This window comes from Mycobacterium stomatepiae, assembly GCF_010731715.1.
GTDB lineage: Bacteria > Actinomycetota > Actinomycetes > Mycobacteriales > Mycobacteriaceae > Mycobacterium > Mycobacterium stomatepiae.
The window spans coordinates 2,513,415-2,539,598 of record NZ_AP022587.1; the positions used below are offsets into that span (position 1 = coordinate 2,513,415).

General features: G+C 68.2%; 19 protein-coding genes and 1 pseudogene. 10 read left to right on the forward strand and 10 right to left on the reverse strand.

The annotated features are described in order from the left end of the window. The first annotated feature begins 12 nt into the window (after positions 1-12). The gene (locus tag G6N54_RS11800; RefSeq protein WP_372513148.1) at positions 13-972 is read left to right on the forward strand and encodes a GlxA family transcriptional regulator; all 960 of its coding nucleotides are present in this window, start codon (positions 13-15) and stop codon (positions 970-972) included. A gap of 58 nt (positions 973-1,030) precedes the next feature. Here G6N54_RS11800 and G6N54_RS11805 read toward each other — a convergent pair whose 3' ends face one another. Together G6N54_RS11805 and G6N54_RS11810 are read right to left on the reverse strand one after the other, a co-directional pair. Further along, positions 1,031-4,012, reverse strand: a complete 2,982-nt coding sequence (locus G6N54_RS11805) for a UPF0182 family protein (protein WP_163790320.1) — start codon at positions 4,010-4,012, stop codon at positions 1,031-1,033. A 58-nt stretch (positions 4,013-4,070) separates the two neighbouring features. Further along, the gene (locus G6N54_RS11810; protein WP_163790321.1) at positions 4,071-5,093 is read right to left on the reverse strand and encodes a YlbL family protein; all 1,023 of its coding nucleotides are present in this window, start codon (positions 5,091-5,093) and stop codon (positions 4,071-4,073) included. A 77-nt stretch (positions 5,094-5,170) separates the two neighbouring features. Between G6N54_RS11810 and G6N54_RS11815 the strand changes: the two genes are divergently transcribed. Beyond that, positions 5,171-6,556, forward strand: coding sequence for a zinc-dependent metalloprotease (locus tag G6N54_RS11815; RefSeq protein WP_163794681.1), 1,386 nt, complete (start codon positions 5,171-5,173; stop codon positions 6,554-6,556). Between the two features lie 3 nt (positions 6,557-6,559). Next, positions 6,560-6,934 (forward strand): annotated as a pseudogene (locus G6N54_RS31565) (PPE domain-containing protein); the annotation flags it as partial. A 648-nt stretch (positions 6,935-7,582) separates the two neighbouring features. On the opposite strand, the gene pstS reads toward G6N54_RS31565, so the two are convergent. Next, the gene (gene pstS, locus G6N54_RS11825) at positions 7,583-8,689 is read right to left on the reverse strand and encodes a phosphate ABC transporter substrate-binding protein PstS (protein WP_163790322.1); all 1,107 of its coding nucleotides are present in this window, start codon (positions 8,687-8,689) and stop codon (positions 7,583-7,585) included. Positions 8,690-8,967: 278 nt separating this feature from the next. On the opposite strand from pstS, the gene G6N54_RS11830 reads away from it, so the two are divergent. The 4 genes from G6N54_RS11830 to G6N54_RS11845 all read left to right on the forward strand — a co-directional run bounded on the left by G6N54_RS11830 (position 8,968) and on the right by G6N54_RS11845 (position 12,923). Then, positions 8,968-9,663: a C39 family peptidase gene (locus tag G6N54_RS11830; protein WP_232073677.1), complete on the forward strand. Its 696-nt coding sequence runs from the start codon at positions 8,968-8,970 to the stop codon at positions 9,661-9,663. Between the two features lie 557 nt (positions 9,664-10,220). Continuing rightward, positions 10,221-10,538: a hypothetical protein gene (locus tag G6N54_RS11835; protein ID WP_163790324.1), complete on the forward strand. Its 318-nt coding sequence runs from the start codon at positions 10,221-10,223 to the stop codon at positions 10,536-10,538. An 83-nt stretch (positions 10,539-10,621) separates the two neighbouring features. Next, positions 10,622-11,476: a cyclodehydratase gene (locus tag G6N54_RS11840; RefSeq protein WP_163790325.1), complete on the forward strand. Its 855-nt coding sequence runs from the start codon at positions 10,622-10,624 to the stop codon at positions 11,474-11,476. A gap of 103 nt (positions 11,477-11,579) precedes the next feature. Then, positions 11,580-12,923, forward strand: a complete 1,344-nt coding sequence (locus G6N54_RS11845) for a macrolide-binding ATPase MABP-1 (protein ID WP_163790326.1) — start codon at positions 11,580-11,582, stop codon at positions 12,921-12,923. Here the strand turns inward: G6N54_RS11845 and G6N54_RS11850 are convergent. The 3 genes from G6N54_RS11850 to G6N54_RS11855 all read right to left on the reverse strand — a co-directional run bounded on the left by G6N54_RS11850 (position 12,920) and on the right by G6N54_RS11855 (position 15,700). Then, entirely contained in the window at positions 12,920-13,189 is a 270-nt protein-coding gene (locus tag G6N54_RS11850) for a WhiB family transcriptional regulator (RefSeq protein ID WP_163790327.1), read from the reverse strand. The two genes, G6N54_RS11845 and G6N54_RS11850, sit on opposite strands and share 4 nt — an antisense overlap. Positions 13,190-13,315: 126 nt before the next feature. Beyond that, complete coding sequence (locus G6N54_RS29465) at positions 13,316-13,468, reverse strand: hypothetical protein (protein WP_170313044.1); 153 nt, start codon at positions 13,466-13,468, stop codon at positions 13,316-13,318. A 132-nt stretch (positions 13,469-13,600) separates the two neighbouring features. Further along, a complete protein-coding gene (locus G6N54_RS11855) occupies positions 13,601-15,700 on the reverse strand; it encodes an ATP-dependent DNA helicase UvrD2 (protein ID WP_163794683.1) in 2,100 nt (699 codons plus the stop codon). A 116-nt stretch (positions 15,701-15,816) separates the two neighbouring features. On the opposite strand from G6N54_RS11855, the gene mrx1 reads away from it, so the two are divergent. Further along, positions 15,817-16,071 (forward strand): mycoredoxin Mrx1, encoded by a 255-nt coding sequence (gene mrx1 / locus G6N54_RS11860; protein ID WP_163790328.1) that lies wholly within the window; start codon positions 15,817-15,819, stop codon positions 16,069-16,071. A 63-nt stretch (positions 16,072-16,134) separates the two neighbouring features. Continuing rightward, positions 16,135-16,797, forward strand: coding sequence for a sensor domain-containing protein (locus G6N54_RS11865; protein WP_163790329.1), 663 nt, complete (start codon positions 16,135-16,137; stop codon positions 16,795-16,797). Between the two features lie 4 nt (positions 16,798-16,801). Here the strand turns inward: G6N54_RS11865 and nudC are convergent, their stop codons facing one another. The 4 genes from nudC to G6N54_RS11885 all read right to left on the reverse strand — a co-directional run bounded on the left by nudC (position 16,802) and on the right by G6N54_RS11885 (position 25,318). Then, positions 16,802-17,725: an NAD(+) diphosphatase gene (gene nudC / locus G6N54_RS11870; RefSeq protein ID WP_163790330.1), complete on the reverse strand. Its 924-nt coding sequence runs from the start codon at positions 17,723-17,725 to the stop codon at positions 16,802-16,804. Further along, complete coding sequence (locus G6N54_RS11875) at positions 17,725-18,795, reverse strand: potassium channel family protein (RefSeq protein ID WP_163790331.1); 1,071 nt, start codon at positions 18,793-18,795, stop codon at positions 17,725-17,727. Before G6N54_RS11875 ends, nudC begins: the two co-directional genes overlap by 1 nt. 131 nt (positions 18,796-18,926) lie before the next feature. After that, entirely contained in the window at positions 18,927-22,202 is a 3,276-nt protein-coding gene (locus G6N54_RS11880; RefSeq protein WP_163790332.1) for an ATP-dependent helicase, read from the reverse strand. Next, positions 22,199-25,318: an ATP-dependent helicase gene (locus tag G6N54_RS11885; RefSeq protein WP_163790333.1), complete on the reverse strand. Its 3,120-nt coding sequence runs from the start codon at positions 25,316-25,318 to the stop codon at positions 22,199-22,201. The genes G6N54_RS11880 and G6N54_RS11885 overlap by 4 nt, the downstream gene beginning before the upstream one ends. An 80-nt stretch (positions 25,319-25,398) precedes the next feature. Between G6N54_RS11885 and G6N54_RS11890 the strand changes: the two genes are divergently transcribed. Beyond that, positions 25,399-26,184: an alpha/beta fold hydrolase gene (locus G6N54_RS11890; RefSeq protein WP_163790334.1), complete on the forward strand. Its 786-nt coding sequence runs from the start codon at positions 25,399-25,401 to the stop codon at positions 26,182-26,184.

Here is a 26,184-nt window from a genome sequence, read left to right on the forward strand (position 1 = left end):
CACAATGGTTTGGTGGCCGGATCGCGAGTGGTGGTAATCGTCGTCTACGACGGGGTGACGCTGTTGGACGTCGCGGGGGCGGGTGAAGTCTTCGTCGAGGCGAACCGGTTCGGCGCCGACTACCAAGTCAAGGTCGCATCGGTGGACGGGAACGACGTGACGAGCTCGATCGGGACCCGATTGGGTGTCACGGACCGCATTTCGGCAATCGATTCCGCCGATACCGTGATGGTCGCCGGCAGCGACAATCTGCCCGCGCAACCGGTCGACCCCGCGCTCGTCGACGCCGTCAGATCGCTGGCGGCACGGACTCGGCGCCTCGCGTCGATTTGCACGGGATCGTTCATCCTCGGGCAGGCCGGATTGCTCAGCGGGCGGCGCGCCACCACACACTGGCACGAGACGCGACGATTGGCCCGGGCCTTCCGCGACGTCACCGTCGAGCCGGACGCGATCTTCGTCCGCGACGGCGACGTGTTCACCTCCGCCGGAGTCTCGTCGGGCATCGACCTGACGCTGGCATTGGTCGAAATGGACTACGGGACAGAGCTGGTCCGTGAAGTGGCCCGGTGGTTGGTCGTCTATCTCAAACGCGCGGGCGGCCAATCACAGTTCTCGGTGCTGGTCGAGGCTGATCCGCCGGCGGGCTCACCGCTGCGCTCGGTCATCGATGCGATCGCGGCCGACCCCGCCCACGACCACAGCGTGTCGAACCTCGCGGCGAAGGCGTCGTTGAGTACCCGCCAGCTGACCCGGCTGTTTCAGTCCGAGCTGGGGATGACGCCGGCGCGCTACGTCGAGTTGGTCCGAATCGACTTCGCCCGCGCCGGACTCGAGGCGGGCCGGACCGTCACGAAGACAGCGCATCTCGCGGGTTTCGGCAGCATCGAGACGCTGCGCCGGGTATTCGTCAACCACCTGGGCATCAGCCCGAAGGCCTACCGGGACAGGTTCCGCACCGCCTGCGCGTGAAAGTGGCTGTGCCGTCCTGGCATTCAGTACGGCCCCGGGTAACGTGCCCCGTAGCGGCCTACTTCGTGTTGTTGTACTTGGTGATCGCGTCGTCGAGTCGCTGCAGCGCCGCGCCGTAGCCGGCGAAATCGCCCTTCTTCTGCGCGTCCCGCGCGGCGTTGATCGCGGTTTGAATATCCTGCAGCGCAGCGGCTTTCGCCGGCGACAAGGTTGTCGACCCATCCGGAGGCGGGGGCACCGCCGTGGGCGGCGTCCCAGGGCCGGGTGCCACGGCCGGCGTCGGCGGAGCCGCGGGCGGGGTCGCGGGTGCACCCGAATCGGTCGGAACGATCCCCGTCGCGGCCGCACCTGCGCCGGGCCCGAAGAGCCCGGTCAGCGCGTCGCCGACAGTAGGGCCGTAGCCGATCTTGTCGTTGTACATCATCGCCACCCGGATCAACCGCGGATACGACGAGGCGGCATCGCTGGCCCCCGGCGACGCGTACACGGGTTCGACGTAAAGCAGTCCGCCCTGAGCAACCGGCAGGGTCAACAGGTTGCCCCACCGTATTCGGTTCTGGTTGTCGCGTCCGATCACGCCGAGGTCTTGGGACACCGCGGGATCGGTGGTGATCGCGTTGTTGGCCAGCTTGGGACCATTGACCTGACCCGGGATCGTCAACACGGTGATCTTGCCGTATGTCGCGGGATCGGAGCTGGCGCTGATGTAGGCGGCCAGATAGTCGCGTTTGAACCTGTTCATCGCGCTGGTCAACTGATACGACGACGTATTGTCGTTCTTCGCAATGTTTTTCGCGACGATATAATACGGCGGCTGGTAGCTGCTAGCCGTCGGATTCGGGTCCAGCGGCACATCCCAGAAGTCAGAGGTGGAGAAGAACGTCACGGGGTCGTTGACGTGATACTTCGCCAGCAGCATCCGCTGCACCTTGAACAGGTCCTCGGGGTAGCGCAAATGCTCGGCAAGCTCGGGGGTGATGTCGCTCTTGGGTTTGACCGTGCCTGGGAAGACCTGCATCCAGGCCTTCAGAACCGGGTCCTGCTCGTCCTGCTGGTAAAGCGTCACGGTCCCGTCGTAGGCGTCGACCGTGGCCTTCACCGAGTTACGGATGTAGGAGACCTGCTTGTCGGGACCCAGCTTGTTGAACGCCACCTCGGTGGAGTCGGCGGTCGCGGACTCCAGCGACGTGAGCTCGGAGTACGGGTAGTTGTCCAACGTGGTGTAGCCGTCGATGATCCACACCAGGCGCTTGTTGACGATCGCCGGATACACCGCGCTGTCGGTAGTCAGCCACGGGGCCACCGCCTCTACCCGCGCGGCTGGATCGCGGTTGAAAAGAATCTTGCTGTTAGAGCCGATCACGCTGGAAAACAAGAAGTTTCGCTCGGCGAACTTGGCGGCGAACACGCTGCGGGATAGCCAGTCACCGATCGGGACGCCCCCCACCCCGGTGTAGGTGTAGTTCTTGGTTTCGGTGTTGGTCTCGTAGTCGTATTCGCGGTCGGCGCCGTTTTTTCCGACGATCGCGTAGTCGGCCGAGGTGTTGGAGATGACCGGCCCGTAGTAGATGCGCGGCTGGTCCAGCGGCGCCGGCCCGTCCGACACCACACCGCCGTTGGCGCCGACGACGTTGGCGAGAAACTCCGGGTAGCCACCGTTCTGGGTGGGGTCGTTGGCGATGCCGCGCACCGTGTTGGCCGGCGAAGCGATGAATCCGTTGCCGTGGGTGTAGACGGTATGCCGGTTGATCCAGTCACGCTGGTTGTCGATCAGCCTGTCCGGGTTGAGTTCTCGGGCCGCGACCACGTAGTCACGCAGGGCGCCGTTGCGGTCCAGGTAGCGGTCGATCGACAGCTGGTCGGGGAAGTAGTAGAAGTTCTTGCCCTGCTGGAATTGGGTGAACGCAGGGCTGATGATGGTCGGGTCGAGCAACCGGATGTTCGAGGTCGTCGCGCGGTCGGCCGCGACCTGCTGGGCGGTGGCGGCGCCGTCGCCGCTGTAGTTGCGATAGGTCACCTGGTCGGCCGTCAGCCCGTACGCTTGCCGCGTCGCGGTGATGCTTCGGCCGATGTATTCGCTTTCTTTTTGCGCGGCATTGGGCCGCACGCTGATCTGCTCGACGATCAACGGCCAGCCGGCGCCCACGATCAACGACGACAGCAGCAACAGGACCAGGCCGATCGCCGGAATCCGCAAGTCCTTCAGCACGATCGCCGAAAAGACCGCGCCCGCACAGATCAACGCGATCGCCATCAGAATCAGCTTGGCCGGCAACACGGCGTTGATGTCGGTGTAGCCGGCACCGGTGAACGGCTTGCCGCCGCGGGTGTGTGACAGCAACTCGTAGCGGTCCAGCCAGTAGGCGATGGCCTTGAGCACCACCAGCGTGCCGATCAGGCTGATCAACTGAATCCGCGCCGAACGGCTCAGGGCGCCGGTACGGCCGGACAGCCGAATGCCGCCGAAGATGTAGTGCGCCAGCAGATTCGCGATGAATGCCAGGAACACCGATACGAACAGGTAGCTCAGCACCAGCCGGTAGAACGGCAGCTCGAATGCGTAGAAGCCGAGATCCTTGCCGAACTGCGGATCCCTGATCCCGAAGCTCTGGCCGTGCAGGAACAGCTGGATGCGCACCCAATAGCTCTGCGCGATAACGCCGGCCAGCAGTCCGATGGCCGTCGGGATACCGATAGCCACCAGCCGAAGCCGGGACATCACCAGGGTGCGATACCGCGCGACGGGATCGTTGTCGTTACTGGGGACGAAGACCGGGCGGGTGCGGTAGGCCAGCGCGAGCCCGGCGAACACGATGCAGCCGACCAATACGCCCGCGATCAGGAACACGACGATGCGGGTCATCAGCACGGTGGTGAACACCGAGCGGTAGCCGAGCTCGCCGAACCACAACCAGTCGACGTAGGCGTCGATGAGGCGCGGGCCGGCGAGCAGCAACGCGATCACACCGAGCGCGATCAAAATTAGAATCCGGCTGCGCCGAGTTAGCTTCGGCATCCTTGCGGTGGGCCGCATCCCCACTAGCTACGCTCCCTGATCAATGTGAGCTGGACGTCACAACTGTACGCAGAATTGCGGGCTAGCAACTCGGCGCCTGACCCCCCTGTTGGATCGCGTGCAACGCATCCACGGCTTGCCCCAGGGTCTCGACCTTGACCAGCCGCAAACCGTGCGGATTGTCCGAGGTCGCCTCGTAGCAATTCTTCGCCGGCACCAGGAACACCGTGGCGCCGGCCTCCTGGGCGGCAACCATCTTGTGCGTAATGCCACCGATCTGCCCGACCTTGCCGTCGGACGAGATCGTGCCGGTCCCCGCGATGAACGTCGAACCGGCCAGATCGCCGGTGGTGAGCTTGTCGACGACGGCGAGGCTGAACATCAGGCCGGCCGAAGGCCCACCGATGTTGGCCAGGTTGAAGTCCACCGCGAACGGCGCCCACGGCGCATCGAGAACCGCGACACCCATAAAGCCGTAGTCGCGGTCTTTGTTGGTGCCCAGCGTGATTTGCGCGACGCCGGCCGGCTCGTTCTTGCGGCGGAAGTCGATCGTCACCACTTGGCCCGGCTTGGTGGCCTTTAGCAGTCCGGTGAACTGCTCGACGTTAACCACGGGAGTGCCGTTGACCGCGTCGATCGCATCGCCGGCCTTCAGCTTGTCCGTCGACGGTCCGGCGTCGCTGACGGTCGCGACGGTGACGGCGGGCGCGTATTTCAGATAGCCCAGCGCGGCATACGCGGCGCTGTCCTCGGACTCTTTGAAGTCGGCGTTGTTGGCCTTGTCGACGTCCTCACGGGATCTGCCGGGCGGGTAGATCAGGTCGCGCGGGACCAGCTGTTCGGTTCCGGAGAACCACAGCGTCAGGGCTTCGCCCAGGGTCAGATCGTCACGCTGGGACACCGTCGTCATGTTGAGATGTCCGGTTGTCGGGTGAGTTTGGGTGCCTTCGATCGAGACCACTTGCTCACCGTCGACCTCGCCAAGCGTGTCGAAGGTCGGGCCGGGGCCCAGCGAGACGAACGGCACCGTGACCACCGCGAGCAACACGCCGAAGACCAGGATGGGCACCAGCGCGACCATCAAGGTCAGAATCCGCCTGTTCACGCCGCTTACCCTAACCGGACACCGCGCCGGCTTGTTCAGCTACAAGCTGACGCCGGATGGCACCTTCTGATCCGGCGGTGGGTACCGTTGAGGTTATGGCTGACCTGCCTTTCGGCTTCTCCTCGGGAGAAGACCCCGAGCGCGACAAGCACGGGAAGAAGAATCCCGAGTCCGGCTCGGGACCTTCGGACCCGCTCGGCGCGTTCGGCATGGACAGCGATTTCAGCATGGGCGACCTGGGCCAAATCTTCACCCAGCTGGGTCAGATGTTCAGCAACGCCGGCACCGGTCCGGCCGGCGGCACACCGTCGGGACCCGTCAACTACGACCTGGCCCGGCAGGTCGCTTCCAGCTCGATCGGATTCGTCGCGCCGATCCCGGCCACGACGAGCTCGGCGATCGCCGACGCGGTCCACCTCGCCGAGACCTGGCTCGACGGCGTCACCGCGCTGCCCGCCGGCACCACGAAGTCGGTCGCCTGGAGCCCCAACGACTGGGTGGACAACACCCTGCAGACGTGGAAGCGGCTGTGCGACCCGATGGCACAACAGATCTCGACGGTCTGGGCGTCCTCGTTACCCGAAGAGGCCAAGGGCATGGCCGGCCCGCTCATGGCGATGATGTCGCAGATGGGCGGCATGGCGTTTGGTTCGCAGCTGGGTCAGGCGCTGGGCCGGTTGTCCCGCGAGGTGCTGACATCGACCGACATCGGCTTGCCGCTGGGGCCCAAGGGCGTGGCGGCGATCATGCCGGACGCGGTGGAGACGTTCGCCGCCGGGCTCGAGCAGCCCCGCAGCGAGATCATGACGTTCCTGGCCGCCCGCGAAGCGGCCCACCACCGGCTGTTCAGTCACGTGCCGTGGTTGGCCAGCCAGCTGCTGGGCGCCGTCGAGGCCTACGCGGCGGGCATGAAGATCGACATGAGCGGCATCGAGGAGCTTGCGCGCGACTTCAACCCCGCCTCGTTGTCCGATCCGGCGGCGATCGAGAACCTGCTCGGCCAGGGCGTCTTCGAACCCAAGGCCACCCCGGCGCAGACCCACGCGCTGGAACGGCTGGAGACGCTGCTGGCCCTGATCGAGGGCTGGGTGCAGGTCGTGGTGACCGCGGCCCTGGGCGAGCGGATTCCCGGCGCGGCCGCGCTCAGCGAGACGCTGCGCCGGCGTCGGGCGAGCGGCGGCCCGGCCGAGCAGACGTTTGCCACGCTGGTCGGCCTGGAGTTGCGCCCACGCAAAATGCGGGAGGCCGCGGCGCTGTGGGAGCGCCTGACGGAAGCCGGGGGCATAGATGCCCGTGACGGCGTCTGGCAACATCCTGATTTGTTGCCGGGCATCGAGGATCTCGATGAGCCGGCTGGCTTCATTGATCGCGTCATCGGCGGCGATACCAGTGGAATCGATGAGGCAATCGCGCGACTTGAGCAAGAAGAGCCCGGTTCTGACGGCGGCTCAGCCGACAGCTGACGTGTCGCGTGGCTGCAGGCGGGCGCCGCCCAAGCCGCCCAGACCTCCGCGCAGGCCTACGCCGCGGCCGCGGCCTTTGAGGCGGCGTTCGCGATGACGGTGCCGCCGCCGGTGATCGCGGCCAACCGCGCGCGATTGCTGGCGCTGATCGCCACCGACTTCTTCGGGCAGAACACCGCCGCGATCGCGGTGACCGAAGCCGAGTACGCCGACTTTTGGGTGCAAGACGCCACCGCCATGTACGCCTACGCCGCCGATTCCTCGGCCGCGAGCACGCTGACGTCGTACACCGAGCCGCCCCGCACCACCGACGACTCCGGGCAGCCGAGCCAGGCCCGCGCGCTGGCTCACACCACCGCCAACACCACCAACGCCCAGACCCAGGCGGTGGATCAGCAGCTGAGCTCGACCAACGCCGAAATCCCGGCCGGGGGCACCGCCGATGTCCCGGCTGGCAGCACGGTCACCATCGGCACCTACACCCAGCTGGTCGTCGACGCCGGCTCGGTCACCATCGCCATCCCGGATGGCGATGGCGTCAACGTCTTTGCGCTCTCCCCCGTCACCGTCTACCCCGGCAGCACATTCTTCGCGGTGTCCGGGTGGGTGGGAATTCCGCCCAATACGATCGTCGCGCCCACTTCCGGCGCGCTCACCCTCACTCCCGTGGGCGGCACCACCGGCGTGGGCGTCGGCTTCCTGCTCGGCGGTGGTTCCGTCACGATCGGCGCCCAGTCCGGCGTCATGACCTTGGGCAACACCGCGACCGGCCTCGTCGGCTCCGCCGGCGCGACCATCACCGACCTGGCCGGCACGGTCGCCTACACCACCCCGAGCGCCGGCATGCCCGCAGCGGTGGCAGCCCTGGGCGGTTCCCCCGGCCTGGCGGGAACCGCGGGAATCCAACCCCAGCTCGGCGCGGAAGGGCTCGGGCAATGGGCCCGGGCCCTCGCGGGCAGCGATCTGGCGGACCGCTCGGCCGGACTCGGGGCGCCGTGACAATCGTTGGCAGAGAAGGTAATCAGCCTAGCTGACGACCTTGGCGATCTGGGCGTCGGACAACGTCCGCACCGCGTCCGGCAGCGGCCGAAGATAGATGTGCACCGCGTCGAGGAACTTGGGGCCGCTGCCGTCGGTCACCACCCAGTGCAGGAAGGCCTGCATCGTCTGCGCGACGGCGGCGTCCTTCTGCTTGCTGTAGACGATCGCGTATTCGTAGTTGACGATCGGGTATCCGTCCGCGGCCGGCCCGTTGACCAACGAGATCACCTGGTTTGCCGGCGTTTGCGAGGCGGACCCGGCGGCCTCGGCCTCCACGCTCTCGGCGTCGGGCAGCACGTAATTGCCTGAGGCATTGCCTAATTGGGCTTCGATCAACCCCTTCTGCGCGGCCTCCGCCTGATAGCGGGTGCCGAGGTAGGCGATGCAGCCCGGGGTCTGGGCGCAGGTGGTCACCACGGCCACCATGCCGTTCTGACCCGACGCGCCGGGCACCGCGGGAAAGTCGATGGAAGTCGCGAAGCCGGGCCACTTTCCCCACCCGTTGGGGTCCTGCTTGGACAGATACTGGGTGAACAGGAAGGTGTCGTTGCTCCCGCTGTCCGTGCGGTGCAGCGGAACCACCGCGATGGCCGGCAGGATCACCCCCGGATTGAGGTCGGCAATCTGCGGGTCGTTCCAGGTCTTGATGGTGCCGTTGTACATGCCGGCCAGCACTTTGCCGTTCAGCCTCAGGTTTGCCCTGACACCGGGCACGTTGTAGTTGACGTGCAGGGAAGAAACGGCCAACGCGATGTTCAGCAGGCCCGGGTGTGCGGACATTTCGCCATCGGTCAGCGACAGTCCGGATGCGCCGATATCGACCTTCCCGCCGGCGGCTTCGGAGATCCCGTTGCCGGAGACGTCACTGTCCACGGCGATCGTGACGTTGGGATATTTCGAGTGATAGGCCGCGGCCCACGCATCCATCAGCGGGTAGAGATTGTTGGAGCCGGTCTCGGTCAACGTCACGTTCGAGGCGGCCGGCGCGGCGGCGACGCGCACGGCAGGGCCAGCCGTCGGCGGCGAAGCGCAGGCCGCCGCGACCAGCAGCACCGGCACCGCGGGTCGCAGCCCACACAGACGAATTTTCATCGACCGACCTCACCCTTTAATCCGGTTTGGTTCTGTGGGCCACTACGGCGCCGAGGAGCCCGCGATCACTATTGCAGTTCCGTCTTTGCACCGCAGGAACAAACGGATGACGGTTTCCTTGGATAACTGCGCGGGGGGGGTGTCCAACCGGGTCGCTATTGTTTGCTGGAGGTGTTACTTTGTGGTTGATCAATTCTCCGACTGGCCTTGGCGGCAACATGTTTAACTCCCGAATGGCGACCGCAGTGCGCATCACTTTGGTTTGCGAATGTGTCGGTATGGCCACCGTTTCGTTGGTAGCGGCGTGCGGCTCGGCGCCGTCGTCGACGAGCGCCGCGAAGACTTCACCCGTCGCCGCGACCGCCAGCACGAACAGCAGCGCGGCGGCGAAGCCGACGGCGGCCCGAGGCGTGTACGGCGACCCGCAGGCGGCCGCCAAGTATTGGGTGCAGCAGTCCACGGAGGAGGACACCTGCGGTCTCGCTTCGGTCGCCGACGTGGTCGGTGAGGTCACCGGCAAGGCCGTGACGGAGGACGAGATCATCAAGCTGGCGCAGAACACGCCGTCGGTGATCCGCGACGGTCCGATCTACCTCCCCACCGGCGACCCAGGCCACGACACGGAGAAAGGCGGCATCGATGCCGGCGACACCGTCGTGCTGCTCGATCACTACGGCATCAAATCGCGGATGATGTGGGACAAGAATCCCGACGAAGTAACCCTGCCCGCGCTGGAGCAGTACCTCGGCGCCGGCCGCAAGGTCATCGCGTGGGTCAACGGCGGGGCGATCCTGGACAGCAACGATCAGCGCAAGACGGCCGATCACCTGCTCGTCGTCACCGGGGTCGACACCAACAACGACACCGTTCACCTCAACGACCCGTACGCCGATAACGGCGACACCAAGGTCAGCATCACCAGATTCATGACCGCGTGGAAAACCGGCCAGCAAACGATCGTCGTCACGGCGTAACCCGACCTGTGCAGTTACGCCCCGCCGTCGCGGTCAGCGGAACAACGAAACGCTAACGCGCACAACATAATTTGCGCGCTGTTCACAGCATCGTTGCAAAGTCCACTGGCAGCGTGGGTAAGCGTCCGGAGAGGTCGACCGCGTCGGCCCGACGCACTAAGCCGAGAACGCGACGCTGCCCACGGACGATAGATCGAGGTGAAGGAAATGCGCAGACGACCAATCATCGCTGCGGGATCGGCGTTACTGGCCCTGGCATTCGGTGCTGGAATCGCGCACGCTGATCCGGTACCCGGACGATCCCGGCGAAACGAAAAACTGGCCCCGCGGATACACGTTCGGACCGGTCAATACGCACGCACAGTTTGGGACGATCATGGCATGGCGTTACACACATCCGTGTCCAGCGCCGCCACCCGGACCGGCTGAATAACACACGGTCACGGCCAGCCACCGGCGGGATCGGCGAGGCGATCGCCGAGTTCGAGCACGCCGCCGGTAGCGGGCCCCGCTGCGGCGGCCCCAACCAACAGTTGACGGCAGGTACTGTTTCTGCTGTGTCGAGTCCGAGGTTCTGGCGCGGACGATGGGGCCGCGTCGGCTGCATGGTCGTTCTCGCGGTGCTGAGCGTCGACGGCTGCGAGCGCGACGACTCCAAGCCGTCGCCCACCTACCAGCACGGCTACAACGCCGGCCGGAGCGACCAAGTGAAACGCCTGATCAAACAGGGCGAACTCCCCATCAAGGCGTGTGACGACAGCCTGAGGGCGGACAAGTCGGCGCAGGGCTACAGCTTGGACGACGAGGCCGTATACAAGCAGGCCTGTCTCGACGCCCTTCGTGCGGAAGGGATTTCGCCCGACGCCGGCTTCTGAGCCGCCCAATCGTCGACGACTCGCCGGCGGTCCTGTGGATAACTGATCGGGCGTGCGCGCCCGGCATGGCACAGTCTGGATCCATGCCGGGGGCCGCTGTGTATGCGCTGGACCCGGCGATGCCGGTGCTGTTGCGCCCCGACGGTGCGGTGCAAGTGGGCTGGGATCCGCGCCGTGCGGTGCTGGTCCGGCCACCCCGCGGCCTGGCCGCGGCCGCGCTGGCCGCGCTGCTGCGCGCGATGCGATCACCCCTGCCGATCACCGAGCTGCAGCGTGAAGCGGTCGAGCGGGGGTTGACCGACACCGACGGCCTGACCAACCTGGTCGCGCAACTGGTCAGCGCCGGCGTGGTGAACCGCGGGTTCCGCCAGGCCGGCGGCCGGGCGGCCTCGATCCGCGTGCACGGCCGCGGGCCGCTATCGGACCTGCTGATGGAGTCGCTGCGGTGCTCGGGCGCGCGGATCGCGCACAGCAGCCAGCCGCATGCCGCGGTGTCGCGCGCGGCCGTCGATCTGGTGGTGCTGGCCGACTATCTGGTCGCCGACCCACGCCTGGTGCGCGATCTACACAGCCAGGGCGTCGCGCACCTCGCGGTCCGGGTGCGCGACGGCACCGGCCTGGTGGGCCCTCTGGTCATCCCCGGCGTAACCAGCTGCCTGGGCTGCGCCGACCTCCATCGCAGCGACCGCGACGCCGCGTGGCCGGCGGTCGCGGCCCAGCTGCGCGAGACCGTCGGCGTGGCCGATCGCGCCACCCTGCTGGCGACCGCGGCGCTGGCGCTCAGCCAGGTCAATCGCGTGATCGCCGCGGTGCGTGGCGACGATGCCGGACCCGATCCCGGGCCGCCTCAGGCCCTGAACGCCACGCTGGAATTCGACCTGCACGCCAGCGCCATCGTGGCGCGGCAGTGGACCAAGCATCCGTTGTGTTCGTGCTGATAGGGCTTTTGTCGGGGCGGCCGGACAGTCCGGTCCGGCGTGACGAGCGGTCGTCCTGACACCTCACTGTTGCCTAGATCAAGCACGGCACTGACGATTCGTCATGGATGATGGGTGTGTGTCTGAGATCAAACGGGGGCGTGCTGCGCGCAACGCGAAGTTGGCCACTATTCCGGTCGGCTTTGCTGCGCGTTCCGCACTGGGCCTCGGCAAGCGGCTGACCGGCAAGTCGAAGGACGAAGTGCAGGCCGAGCTGCTGGAGAAGGCCGCCAACCAGCTCTTTCAGGTGCTGGGCGAGCTCAAGGGCGGGGCGATGAAGGTCGGCCAGGCCCTGTCGGTGATGGAAGCCGCGATTCCCGAGGAGTTCGGCGAGCCCTACCGCGAGGCGCTGACCAAGCTGCAGAAGGACGCCCCGCCGTTGCCGGCCGACAAGGTGCACCGGGTGCTCGACGCGCAGCTGGGCACCAAGTGGCGCGACCGGTTCAGCTCCTTCGACGACACCCCGGTGGCCTCGGCCAGCATCGGCCAGGTGCACAAGGCGGTGTGGTCCGACGGTCGCGAGGTGGCCGTCAAGATCCAATACCCCGGCGCCGACGAAGCACTGCGAGCCGACCTCAAGACCATGCAGCGGATGGTCGGGGTCGTCAAACAGCTCGCGCCCGGCGCCGACGTCCAGGGCGTGGTCGACGAGCTGATCGAGCGCACCGAGATGGAGCTCGACTACCGGCTCGAGGCCGACAACCAGCGCGCCTTCGCCAAGGCGTATCACGAGCACCCGCACTTCGCGGTGCCCCGCGTGGTGGCCAGCGCGCCCAAGGTGGTGGTCCAGGAGTGGATCCAGGGCGTGCCGATGGCCGAGATCATCCGCAACGGCACCCCCGAGCAACGCGACCTGATCGGCACCCGGCTTCTCGAGCTCACCTTCGACGCGCCACGCCGGCTGGAGTTGCTGCATGGTGATGCGCACCCGGGCAACTTCATGCTCTTGCCCGACGGCCGGATGGCCGTCATCGACTTCGGTGCCGTCGCGCCCATGCCCGGCGGCTTTCCGATCGAGCTCGGCATGACCATTCGGTTGGCCCGCGAGAAGAACTACGACCTGCTGTTGCCGACGATGGAGAAGGCCGGCTTCATCCAGAAGGGCCAACAGGTGTCGGTCCGCGACATCGACAACATGCTGCGCCAGTACGTCGAGCCGGTCGAGGTCGAGGTGTTCCACTACACCCGTAAATGGCTGCAGAAGATGTCCGCCGTCGAGATCGACCGGTCGGTGTCGCAGATCAGGACCGCCCGGCAGATGGACCTGCCGCCCAAGCTGGTGATCCCGATGCGGGTGATCATGTCGGTGGCCGCGATTCTTTGTCAGCTCGATGCGCACGTGCCGATCAAGGGGTTGTCCGAAGAGCTGATCCCCGGATTCGCCAAACCCGACACCGCGGCCGTCTAGGCAGCGACCGCGTCTTTGCGGGGACGCCCGCGCGGGCGTTTGAAGCCCACGATCGCTCCCCGCTCGAATATCTCGCCGCCCCACACACCCCACGGATCGGCACGGTCCAGCGCCGCGGCCAGGCACTGACGCCGGACGGGGCAGTCCGTCCAGAGGGTCTTGGCGCGCTCCAGGTCCGCCGGGGTCTCGGCGAACCATAGGTCGGGATTGCCGGCGTGACACGGCAACGCCGGCTGCGGCTGTCTGGGGACTGTCTGTGCCGACATGTCCTGCTCACCTGCTTCCTGGTTGGGTTTCGGTGATCCGGACCAGGTTGCGGGTTGCCGACCCAAAACTATGGCCACGGATCCTGGTGACTTCGGGTCCGTGGCCATGTGGTGAAAACGGGGCGGTTAGGTAAGACCCCAATCCACGGACGCGTGAGTCGCGGCGGCGGCGCGATGCTTAAGCGCAGCCGCCGGCGTAGCGGCGGCGTGGGAGGTCCACGCGGACAGCACCGCGCCGGCCACGGTTACCTCGAACGTGTCGTTGATCATCGTGGCCACCTCCTCTCACCTAGACGCGCGCCGGCCTTGCGCCGACAGCGGATTGCGTTTCCGAGAGTAGATGATAGCCGACGGTGCTGACAACCGATTTTCTGACCTGCGCATTTGCAGCTCGAACGACGCCGCACTCGGTCAGGAGCGGCCGCGCACCATGTCCAAAACGTCGGACCCGTACTGCTCGAGTTTGCGTGCGCCGATACCGGGGATCGCGATCAGGGCGGCTTCGTCGTCGGGCAGCAGCTCGGCGATCGCGATCAGGGTGTTGTCGGTGAAGACGACATACGCGGGCACCTTCTGCTCCTTGGCGACGTCCAACCGCCACTCCTTGAGTCGCAACAGCAATGCCTCGTCGATGTCCGCCGAGCACGTCTCGCAGCGCCGCAGCATGACGGCCGCCGGCGTAGTCAGGGTGTTGTTGCAGATCCGGCACCGCGAAGCACCTTGCTTGCGCCGGGATTTGCCCGGCGCCGGATCGGCGCGCGTCTGCGGCGCGATTCCGTTGAGAAACCGCGACGGCTTGCGGGTCTGCCGGCCGCCCGGGCTGCGCGACAGCGCCCAGCTGAGCGCCAAACGCACTCGCGCCCTGGTGATTCCGACATAAAGCAGGCGACGTTCCTCTTCGACCGGCTCGCTCTCGGCGCCGTGCGCCAAGGCGTGCGAGATCGGTAGAGTGCGGTCGGCCAATCCGACCAGGAACACCGCATCCCATTCCAGCCCCTTGGCGGCGTGCAACGACGCGAGGGTGACGCCCTGCACCACCGGTGGATGGCGCGCGTCGGCCCGGATCCGCAGCTCGGCCACCAGCCCCGGCAACTCCAGCTGCGGACGCTGCGCGACCTCGTCGTCCACCAGCTCGGCCAACGCCGTCAGCGCCTCCCAGCGCTCCCGGACCCGGGTGCCAACGGGTTCGGAGGCCGTGAGCCCCAGCGGCTCCAGCACCGCGCGGACCACGTCGGGCACGGGTCCCTCGGCGCCGCGCTCGGCCGCGCGATGCAGCGCCACCATCGCCTGCTTGATCTCCTGGCGGTTGAAGAAGCCCTCGCCGCCGCGAACCTGGTAGGCGATGCCCGCCTCGGTCAGGGCTTCCTCGTAGATCTCGGACTGCGCGTTGACGCGGTAGAGCACCGCGATTTCGGACGGCGCGGTACCGGATTCGATCAGCCCCGCGATCTCCTTCGCGACCGCGGCCGCCTCGACGGTTTCGTCGGGATGCTCGTGAAACGTCGGGGCCGGACCCGGCGCACGCTGCCCGGACAGCTGCAGCTTGCTGCCGGCGACCCGGCCGCGGGCCGCGGCGATCACCTGGTTGGCCAGCGATACGACCTGTGGAGTGGACCGGTAGTCGCGCTCCAGGCGCACCACCGTGGCGTCGGGAAACTGCCGCGAGAAGTCGAGCAGGAAGCGGGGCGAGGCGCCGGTGAACGAGTAGATGGTCTGGTTGGCATCGCCGACGACGGTCAGGTCGTCCCGGTCGCCCAGCCACGCCGACAGCACCCGCTGCTGCAGCGGGGTGACGTCCTGATACTCGTCGACGACGAAGCAGCGGTAGCGGTCGCGGAACTCCTCGGCGACCGCGGCGTCGTTCTCGATCGCGGCCGCGGTGTGCAGCAGCAGGTCGTCGAAGTCGAGCAGCGTCACCGATTCGTCGCGAACCTTGAGGGCCTCGTAGGCGGTGTAGACGTCGGAGACCTTCTTGGCGCCCAACGGGATGTCCCGCCCGGCCGCGGCGACCTCGGCCGGGTAGGCCTCGGGGCTGATCAGCGAGGCCTTGGCCCATTCAATCTCACCGGCCAGGTCGCGCACGTCGTCGGTGCTGACGTTGAGCCGGATGCGGCCGGCCGCCCGGGCGACGACGGCAAACTTGGTGTCGAGCAGCTGCCAGCCGGTGTCACCGACCACTCGCGGCCAGAAATACCGCAACTGCCGGTGCGCGGCCGAGTGAAAGGTCAGCGCCTGCACGGCGCCGACGCCCGATCCGCTCTGCGTGTTCGCGTCCAGCGTCCGCAACCGGGACCGCATCTCCCCGGCCGCGCGCTGGGTGAACGTGACCGCGAGCACCTGCCCGGCCGCGACATGGCCACTCGCCACCAACTGGGCGATGCGGTGCGTGATGGTGCGGGTCTTGCCCGTTCCGGCGCCCGCGAGCACGCAGACCGGTCCGCGCGGCGCCAGCACGGCCTCGCGCTGTTCGTCGTCCAGTCCGGCGGTCAGTGGGTCGGCGACCATCGGCATGCCGTCCATCTTGGCAGCGGTCGCCGACAAACCGGGTGTTTCGCCACGCCGAACGCGCCCACCTCCTCAGCGCCCGCCGCGCGGAACGCATCGTCGGCGGGCTACGTTATTCGGTTATGAGCAACGCTCCGATTACCGTTTACACGACGTCATGGTGTGGGTACTGCCATCGGCTCATGACCGTGCTCAAGTCCAACGGAATCCCCTACGTGACGGTCGACATCGAAGCCGACCCGGCGGCCGCGGAATTCGTCGGTTCGGTCAACGGTGGCAACCGGACGGTGCCGACGGTGAAGTTCGCGGACGGGTCGACGCTGACCAACCCGAGTGCTGCCGAGGTGAAAGCGAAGCTGGCTCAGGTCGCCGGCTAAGCGCTCGAGCTGAACCCGCGCACTCGGCCAAAGTATCCCGTAGGGCGCCTTACGATACGAACTATGGCGCCGAGTCTGCGTTCGCGGCAGGACAGTCCAATTCGCAAATTCTGGCCCGCCGCGATGGCCTGCTGCGCGGTGATGCTGCTGTCGGCTTGCTCGCATTCGAGCACTCCGGCCACGTCACACCCCACCGTCACACATGTCGACGACATGATCGTCGACCTCGATGATGTCCGGCGCATCGCCAAAGCCGACGACCTCGCGCGCGCCGAGGCGGACCTGAACAAGCCGGCCCCGTCGGACGCCAATGCTCCGGGACCGTGCCGGGCGGTGGGACACAACGACCTCACCTTCGGCAGCGCCTGGACAGAGTTTCGTGCCGCGGGATATCACGGCGTCACCGACGACATCCAGCCGTTGGGCAGGGCCATGATCAATGGCGTCACCCAGGCGGTGGCGCGCTACGCGAATCCCGAAGCGGCACAAGGCGCATTCCATCAGCTGGAGTCGTCGCTGCACGCGTGCGTGGATCTGCACGATCCCAACTTCAGCTTCAATCTCGACAGCCCGGATCCGTCGACGCTGAGGATCGGCGCCCACCAGTGGAGCCATCTGTACCGAACCAAGTCCGCCTATGTGGTGTCGGTCGGCGTGGTGGGACTGGAGTCCGCGGATCAGATCGCGAATTCCGTCCTGCAGATGATCACCGACCGCATCGGCTAGCGCCTCAGTCCAGCTCTGCCCAGGACTCGATGATCACGCGTGCGATCGAAATCGAGCCGGGCAGAAGCAGTTTCGACTCCGACGAACTGCTCCAATCACCGACGGCGAGCGCCGCGCGTACCTCGTCGCGGGTGAACCAGGCCGCCTCGGCGATCTCACCGTCGTTGAACGAGAACTCCTCGTCGGGGTCGCCCAGCGCGTGGAAACCGACCATCAGCGAACGCGGGAAGGGCCACGGCTGGCTGCCCAGGTAGCGAACGTCGGTGACGTTCAGGCCGATTTCCTCGCGGATCTCGCGGACCACACAGACCTCGAAAGACTCTCCGGCTTCGACGAATCCGGCCAGCAGCGAGAACATGCGCTCGGGCCACACCGCCTGGCGCGCCAGCACCGCACGGTCGCCGCCATCGTGCACCAGGCAGATGACCGCCGGATCGATGCGCGGGAACTCCTCATGCCCGGTGACCGGGTTGACCCGCGACCAGCCCGCGCGCGCCAGTTTCGTCGGGGAGCCGTCCACCGCGCTGAATCGCGCGCTGTCATGCCAATTCAGCAGCGCAACGGCCGACGACACCAGTTGGCTGCTGGTGTCGTCGAAGATCGGGCCGAGACTGCGCAAGTTCACCACCTCGGTTTGGACGTCGGGATCCTCGGGTGCCTGCAGCGCTCCCCGGATGGCCCAGACGTGCTGGTCGTTCTCGATGCGGCCGAGGAATACCGCGTCGTGGGTGGGCTTTTCGCCCAGTTCGGCCGCCTTGCCGAGCACCACCCGGCCGTTGGCGACCAGCACCTGATTGCGCGAATCTACCCGCAGGAGCGCCGCATCCGCCCACCCGACAGTGGCCGCGTCGACGTCGGTGCGCAGTTGGTCGGCTCGGTCGGCGCCGACGCGCGAGAGCAACGGAACACTGCGCAGCTGAAAGTCCACTAGTGTCCCGCATCCCGGATGTAGAGCAGCCGGTCGGTGGCCTCGATGGCGTCCACTTCGGGTGCGCCGATGCGGATCAGGTATCCGTCACGCACCACGCCCAGCACGATGTCGCGTAGGTGCCGCGGCGATCCGCCGACTTCGCTCGGCTCCACTTCGCGTTCGGCGATGGCCAACCCGGCATCCGGGGTCAGCAGGTCCTCGATCATCTCCACGACGCTGGGTGTGGTGGTGGCAAGACCGAGCAACCGGCCCGCGGTTTCCGAGGAGACCACCACCGAGTCCGCGCCCGATTGCTGCAGCAGGTGCGAATTCTCGGCCTCCCGGATCGCGGCCACGATTCTCGCCGTGGGCGCGATCTCTCGCGCGGTCAGCGTGACCAGCACGGCGGTGTCGTCACGGTTGGTGGCAACGATGATTGACGACGCTTGCTGCGCCCCGGCCAGCCGCAGTACGTCGGACTTGGTGCCGTCGCCGTGCACGGTGACCAGGCCGGCGGTGGCGGCGTGCTCGAGGGCGCCGCGGTCGGTGTCGACGACGACGATCTCGCCCTGGGCGGCTTCGTCGCTGACCCGCGCGGCGACGGCACGTTTGCCCTTGGTGCCGTACCCGATCACGATGGTGTGGTTACGCACTCTGTTCCTCCAACGCTGAATTTTCCATCCCTGCCGGGACCGCTCCGAGAGCACCTCGAGCGTCGTTCCGACCAACACGACCAGGAACGCGATCCGCAGCGGTGTGAAGACGACGGTGTTGACCAGGCGTGCGGTTTCGGTGTACGGCGTGATGTCGCCGTAACCGGTCGTCGACAGCGACACCGCCGAGAAATAAAGGCAATCCAGAAACGTCAGCCGATCGCCGCGCACGTCGCGGTAACCATTGCGATCCAGGTAGACGACGAGGGCGGCACCGAACAAGACCAGCAGCGCGATGACCAGCCGCCGGGTGATGACGCGAGCGGGGCTGCCGTGGTCTTCGGGGATGCGCAACACTCCGACCAGCGAATGACCGGGCTGGGTGGTCAGTCTCTCGTCGAGACCCGGCAGCCGTCGCAACCTACCTTTGGGCACAGCGGTCCGTCGTTGGCCGGACAACACCGCACGCCACACGCACGACTCAAATGTAACCACGATCGCCGGTCGGCAGACACTTGATCGCCTCAGACGGCGACATCGCGCTCGCCGGCGACATCGGTCTGGGGCTACGGCCCGCTCGCCGAGGCCAGCCCCGCCAGCTCGCCGGGATCGGGCAGTTCGTCGGGGACGACGGTGACACCGGTACGCACGTAATGGAACGCGGTCCGCACCGAGGACTCCGGGCAGCCGGACAACGCAGCCCAGGCCAACCGGTAGACGGCGAGCTGGACCGCGGCCTGACGCATCGCCTCGGCACCGCGCGGAGGTTCGCCCGTCTTCCAGTCCACCACCGTGGCGCCGCCGTCGGGTTCGGCGAAAACGGCGTCGATGCGTCCGCGCACCACGGTGTCGCCGATCGGCATCTCGAACGGAACCTCGACGGCAATCGGTGTGCGGGCCGCCCACCGCGATCGGGTGAATGCCTGCTGCAGCGCGGCCAATTCTTCGGTGTGGCCGAGATCGGCGTCCGCCGCACCCGGCAGATCGCCGAGGTCGAACAGCCACTCGGTTCCGTAGAACTGCTGCACCCAGGAGTGAAAAGCATTGCCCGGCAATGCATGTGGATCCGGGCGGGTCGGCAGGCGATGCGCCAGCCGCTGCATCGCACCGTCGGGATCGCGGGCCAGGTCCACCAGGCCGCTGACCGACAGCTGGCTGGGCAGCGCGTGGGCGACCCGCCGTTCGGCGCGAGCGCGCTCGGCCAGCAACGCGTCGACGTCAGCCGCCCAGCCGTCGACGTCGGCACACTGTCGCGTCGCGTCCGCGGCCATCGCTGCGGCCACCAACGCCGCGCCGCGTTCGACGTCGGGACGGCGCCGGGCCAGCGGATCGGCCGGCCAGATCGCCTCGATCACATTGTCGCGCATCGGGTTTCGATCGCCGTCGGCGGGCGCCGGAGCCCACTGCTCCACCACCCCGCAGGGATCGTCGGCCGCGGCCGAGCGGTCGATGACGTCCTTGAGTTCGCACAGAAAGTCCGACGGCCCGCGCGGTTTGATCCCGGTCGGGCCCCAGTGATGACCGGAGACCAGCAGCGTGTCCTCGGCCCGGGTGATCGCGACATAGAGCAGGCGGCGCTCTTCGTCGAGGCGCCGCTGATCGAGCTGGCGGCGATGCTCGGAGATCTTGTCCGACAACTGCTTTCGGTTGGTGACGTCCGAAAGGTCCAGCACCGGGATGCCTGGCGAGCCCGCTGCTGCGCGATCCCCGCGCAGCAGCGGTGGCAGCTCGGCGGCGTCGGTGAGCCAGCTGCTGCGCGACGCGTTCGACGGGAATGTTCCGCCGGACAGGTGGGCCACCGCGACGACTTCCCATTCCAGCCCCTTCGCGGAGTGCACGGTGAGCACCTGGACCCGGTCCCGCGCGACCGTCAGCGGCGCGGGCGCCAAGCCGTTTTCGACGACCTCGGCGGCGTCCAGGTAGGCCAGCAGCCCCAGCACCGACGCCGCGGCGGACACGTCGGTCGCGCTGGTTCGCTCGGCGTATCCGGCGACCACGTCGGCGAAGGCGTCGAGGTGTTCGGCGCCGGCCCAGCCGCGATGGCCCACGGCCGCGCGGACTTCGCAGTCCACACCCAACGTGCGTCGCACCTCGGCGACCAGGTCGGGCAGCGAATGATCGAGATGCGCACGCAGGGTGTTCAGCTCGGCGGCCAGCGTGGTGATGCGTTGATATCCCGCCTCCGAATACGAGCCGGACGCGCCGGGATCACCGATCGCGTCGGCCAGGCACGCGGTGTCGGCTTCGATGCTGGAGGGACCGGCCGCCCTCGCGATCGACTGGGCCGAGGACGCGTCGGCGTGGCGCCCCGGACCGAGGGACGCTGCGCGCCGCCAGAGCGCGGCGATATCGCGGCCGCCCAGCCGCCAGCGTGGCCCGGTCAGCACCCGCATCGCCGCCGCGCCGGCCGTGGGGTCGGCGACCAGGCGCAGCATCGCCACCAGTTCGGCCACCTCCGGGATGGACAACAGGCCGGCCAACCCGACGACCTCGACCGGGATCCCGCGGGCGCGCAGCGCATCGGCGACGGGTGCGGCATCGGCGTTGCGGCGCACCAGCACCGCGGCGGTCGGCGGGCTAGTGCCGTCGGCGCGGGCCCGCTGGTAGTGCTCGTGCAGGTGGTCGGCGATCCACTCGCGCTCGGCCTGCGCATCTGCCAGCAGCGCGGCACGCACGGTGCCGGGCGGGGCTTCCGGGCGTGGCCGAAGGGCGTGCACGGCCACCGATCGGCGCCGCGCCTCCGCCGAAATGGCGTTGGCGATGTGCAGCGTGCTCGGCGGGTTGCGCCAGCTGGTCCGCAGCTCCAGCACCGGCGCTGCAGTGCCGTCTGACCGCGGGAAGTCGGTGGTGAACCGGGGCAGATTGGTTGCCGAAGCGCCGCGCCAGCCGTAGATCGACTGAATCGGATCGCCGACGGCCGTGAGCGCCAACTCATCGTCGACACCGCCGCCGAACAGGGCCGACAACGCGACACGCTGGGCGTGGCCGGTGTCCTGGTACTCGTCGAGCAGGACCACCCGGTAGCGGTTGCGCACGTCCTCCCCGACCTGCGGGAAGTTCGCGGCAAGCCTTGCCGCCGAGGCCATTTGCACGCCGAAGTCCATGACCTTCGAGCTGTGCATCCGGTCCCGCAATGCGTCGAGCAGCGCCACGAGCTCGGTGCGCTCGGTCTGAGCGGCCAGCAGGCGCAGCAACCATTGGCTCGGTCCGCGGTCGCGTTGGTACGGGCCGGCGGGCAGAGTGTGGATCAGCCGCTCCAACTCCAGGTGGGTGTCGCGGAGTTGACCGGTGTCGACGAGGTGCTCGGTGAGCTGGCCCCACAGTCGCAACACCATCGAGGTGACCGCGGCCGGCGTCTTGTCGGTGCCCAGCTGCCCGTCGTAGCCGTTGACGACGTCGAAGGCCAGCTGCCACAACTCGGTCTCGCTGAGCAAACGGGCATCCGGTTCGATCGGCAACAGCAGCCCATAGTCACGCAGCAGCGAGCCGGCGAACGCGTGATAAGTGCTGACCGCCGGGGCGCCCGCCGATTCGGCCGTCGCCGGGCCGGCCGTGTCCAAGCCGATACCCGCCAACCGGGCCAGCCGGGAGCGGACCCGGCGTAGCAACTGCCCGGCGGCCTTGCGGGTGAACGTCAGTCCCAGCACCTGGCCGGGCTCGGCGTACCCGTTGGCGATCAGCCACACCACCCGCGCGGCCATCGTCTCGGTCTTGCCCGCGCCGGCTCCCGCGATCACGACGAGCGGGCCCGGCGGCGCGGCGATCACGGCCGCCTGTTCGGCGGTGGGCGGGAAAAGACCAAGCGCACAGGCTAATTCGTCCGGGCTGTAGCGCGGGGTCATGGCGCCGACTCCGCTACGTGGGCCGGGCACGACGGGCGGACCGGGCAGTGCGAGCAGCCGTCGTTGCGCCGGGCCACGAACTGCGGACCGGCGGTCGCATCGGCCGCGCGCGTGACGAGGTCGCGCCATTCCTCGCGGGCGGCCGGCGTCAGCGGATCCTGCTCTCGCACGGTGGCGCCCGCCGCTCCGGTCTTGCCGATGTAAACCAGCCGCGCGCCGCCGGGCTCCATGTCGGGTCCGCCGCCGGCCATAAGGCCTTCGGCCACCGCGAGCTGATACATCGCGAGCTGAGCATGCTCTTGGGCGTCGTCCTTGCTGACCGGTGTTTTGCCGGTCTTGATGTCGACGACCACCAGCCGGCCAGACCCATCGCGTTCCAGTCGGTCGACCCGACCCCGCAACCGCACTTCACCACCACCCGCACGCGGCGCGCCAAGAACTCCGTCGACGTCCACCTCGACGCCGACTTCGCGCAACTCGCCTCGCGTCTGCGCTCGCCACTCGACGAACGCCTCGATCATGGCGCGGTGTCGGGCGAGCTCATTGGCCGAATGCCATCGGGCATCGAAAGGCAAATGCTGCCAAGCCTTCTCCAGATCGGACAACAGCTGAGTTTCGGTCTTCCCCGGCTCGGCGATCAGCGCATGCAGCACCGAGCCAATCGTTGACCGCAGCTCTCGCGGATTGGTTCCGCCGTGCCGCTCGACCAGCCACCGCAGCGGGCAGTCGTTGAGGGTCTGCAGCGTCGATGGCGTCAACGTGACCGGATCGCGGCCGTCGCACAGCGGATCGCTGGTGCTGACCGCGGTCAGACCGTGCCAGCCTGACGGGTCCGCGCCGGGCACACCGGCGGCGGCCAGTCTGGCCAATTGCATTGCCGCACAATGGCGTGCATCGTCGTCGACCGCACCGTCGGGCGCACAGACGACACCGCGCAACCGTCCGACCAGCGCAGCGGTCGATAGGACGCGCGGCGCCGAAACAGGCTGTGCCGCAAAGGTATCCTCATCGGCCCACTGGGCGAGCTCGAAGAAGAACGGCGAGGGCAGCGCGGCTCCCCCGTCCGCGCCGTCGCTGTCGCTGTCCACCGCGGTCACCAGCAGTCGACGCCGGGCTCGGCCCATCGCGGCCACCAGCAGCCTGCGCTCCTCGGCCAGCAGCGGCGCACGCACCGAGGCGTCGGCGCCGACGCCGTCCATGACATCGAGCAGTCGCTGGGTAGCCAGCACGCCACCACGCGGAACGACGTTGGGCCACAACCCATCCTGCAGGCCGGCGATGAGGACCACGTCCCATTCATGTCCCAGCGCCGCATGTGCGCTGAGCACCCGGACCTGCTCGGCGTTCGACGCGGGCTCGGTCTTGACGCTCGGCAGCTGCAGCGCCGCGATGTGCTCGAGCAGACCGCGCAGTGACGCCGCAGGGGTGCGCGACACGTATTGATCGGTGATGTCGAACAGTGCCGTCACTGCCTCGAGGTCCCTGGTGGCCTGGGCCGCGGCGGAGCCGCCACGCTCGCTGGCCGTCAACCAGCGGCGCTGCAAACCGGACCGGTGCCACGCCGCCCATAGCGTGTAGCGCGGGTCTTGACCGTCGCGATCGCAGCGTGCGGCGGCGTCGAGCACCGCACGTACTCGCCGCAGCGGCCGTGACCCGGACGTCGGCGCCCCGGCGCCCAGCGCGGTCACCACCAGATCGCCGAAATTCCCTGTTGCATCGGTGTTTTTGCCGCGCGCCAGCGTTCGGCGCAGCTGTCGCAGCGAGACCGGGTCGACGCGACCGATAGGCCCGGTCAGCAGTGCCAGCGCCTGGTCGCCGTCCAAGCCCTCGGCGGTGGCGGCCAGCACCGTGAGCAGCGCCCGCACCGCGGGCTCCTCGGCCAACGACCCGCTGACCGGAGGTGCGGCCACCGGCGCCCCGGCGGCCGCCAATGCTCGCGGCAACCGGGCTGCCGCCCGTGGCACCGACCGCACGATCACCGCCATCTGCGACCACGGCACGTTGTCGACGAGGTGCGCACGCCGCAGCGCGTCGGCGATCATCGCGGCCTCCGCGTGCGCCGAGGCCGCCAGCCGCACACTGACCGATCCCTCCGCGGCGCCCGTGCCCTCGATCTGCCGGGCGTCGCTGCTGCCGGGCAGACGCCGCGCGATGCCACTGACGGCGCGCGCCACCGCCGGCGCACACCGATGCGACTGCGTCAGCGTCACCGCCGGGGCGTCGCCGTCAAGCAGCCCGGCCGACTCGCCGCCGCGGAAGCCGAATACCGCCTGGTTGGGGTCCCCGGCGACCAGCGCCAGTTCGCTTCCCACCGCCAGTACCCGGACCAGGCGGGCCGCCTGCGGGTCGAGTTGCTGCACGTCGTCGACCAGCAGCACCCGGATGCGGGCGCGCTCGGCGGCCAGCAGCTCGGCATCGACCGCGAACGCCTCCAGCGCGGCGCCCACGAGTTCGGCGGCACCCAGCGCCGGCGTCGTCGCCTGCGGCGCCGCGGTACCGACCGCCGCGCGCAGCAACATCACCTGCTCGTACTGTTGCGCGAATCGGCCCGCCGCGGTCCATTCCGGACGCCGGGACAGCCTGCCGAGGCGCTGCAGCTCGTGGGGGTCTACCCCACGTTCCGCGCAGCGCGCCAACAAGCTTCGCAGTTCGGAGGCGAATCCCGCGGTGCTCAGGGCGGGCCGCAGATGCGCCGGCCACGCGCAGGTGCCGACCTCTTCGAGGTCGCCGGCCAGCAGCTCGCGGATGATGGCGTCCTGTTCGGCGCTGGTGACCAGCCGCGGCGGTGCGTCGCCGGCGCGCTCGGCCGCCCGCCGCAGCACCGCGTAGGCGTAGCTGTGCACGCTGCGTACCACCGGCTCTCGGACCGCCGAGGTGCCCGGGCCGGTGGCACGCAGCAATGCCATCGTCAACGCGCTGCGCTGCCGCATCCCGATCCGGCCCGAACCGGTAAGCAGCAGAACCGATTCCGGATCGACACCGGCATCGACCTGAGCGACCGCGGCGTCCACCAGCAGGCTGGTCTTCCCCGTGCCCGGGCCGCCCAGGATTCGGATCGGGCCGCGGGCAGCCGGATCCAGAACGGCTCCCGCCTCGGCACCCCAGGTCAACGACATACGGTCATGACATCACGACGGTCTGACAAGTCGGTCCGGCTACGACCGGCGGTGTCCCCCGGGCCTGGCATCATCGACGCGTGACCACCCACCTTCACGTGCACCGCTTCGGTCCGTCGGGCCCGGTGCAGATGCTCGCCCTGCACGGACTGACCGGCCACGGCCAGCGGTGGCAACAGCTGGGCGATTATCTACCCGAAATCACCATCGCCGCTCCCGATCTGCTCGGCCACGGCAGGTCGTCCTGGGCGGCGCCGTGGACCATCGACGCCAATGTCGCCGCGCTGGCCGCGCTGCTCGACGAGGTGGCGCATGCCCCGGTGCTGGTCGTCGGGCACTCGTTCGGCGGCGGGCTGGCGATGAATTTGGCGGCGCTGAGGCCGGACCTGGTGGCGTCGCCGCTGCTGCTCGATCCCGCGGTCGGCTTGGACGGCGGGTGGACGAGCCAGATCGCCGAGGCGATGTTCTCCTCGCCCGACTACCCGGATACCGCGGAGGCCCGCATGGAAAAGGCAACCGGATCGTGGTCGGACGTGGATCCGGCCGTGCTCGACGCCGAACTCGACGAGCATCTGATCCGGCTGCCCAACGGACGCTACGGCTGGCGGGTCAGCCTGCCGGCGATGATGTCCTACTGGAGCGAATTAGCCCGTCCCACAGTGCTTCCGCCCGCGGGAACGCCGACGACGTTGGTGCGCGCGGCATGGACGTCGCCGACCTACGTCACCGACCAACTCGTCACGGGTCTGCGGGAACGGCTGGGGTCCGATTTCGAGTTACTGACCTACGAGTGCAACCACATGGTGCCCGGCGCGAAGCCGGCCGAGGTCGCCGCGCTGATCCGCAAGCAGCTCGAAGACCGCTGA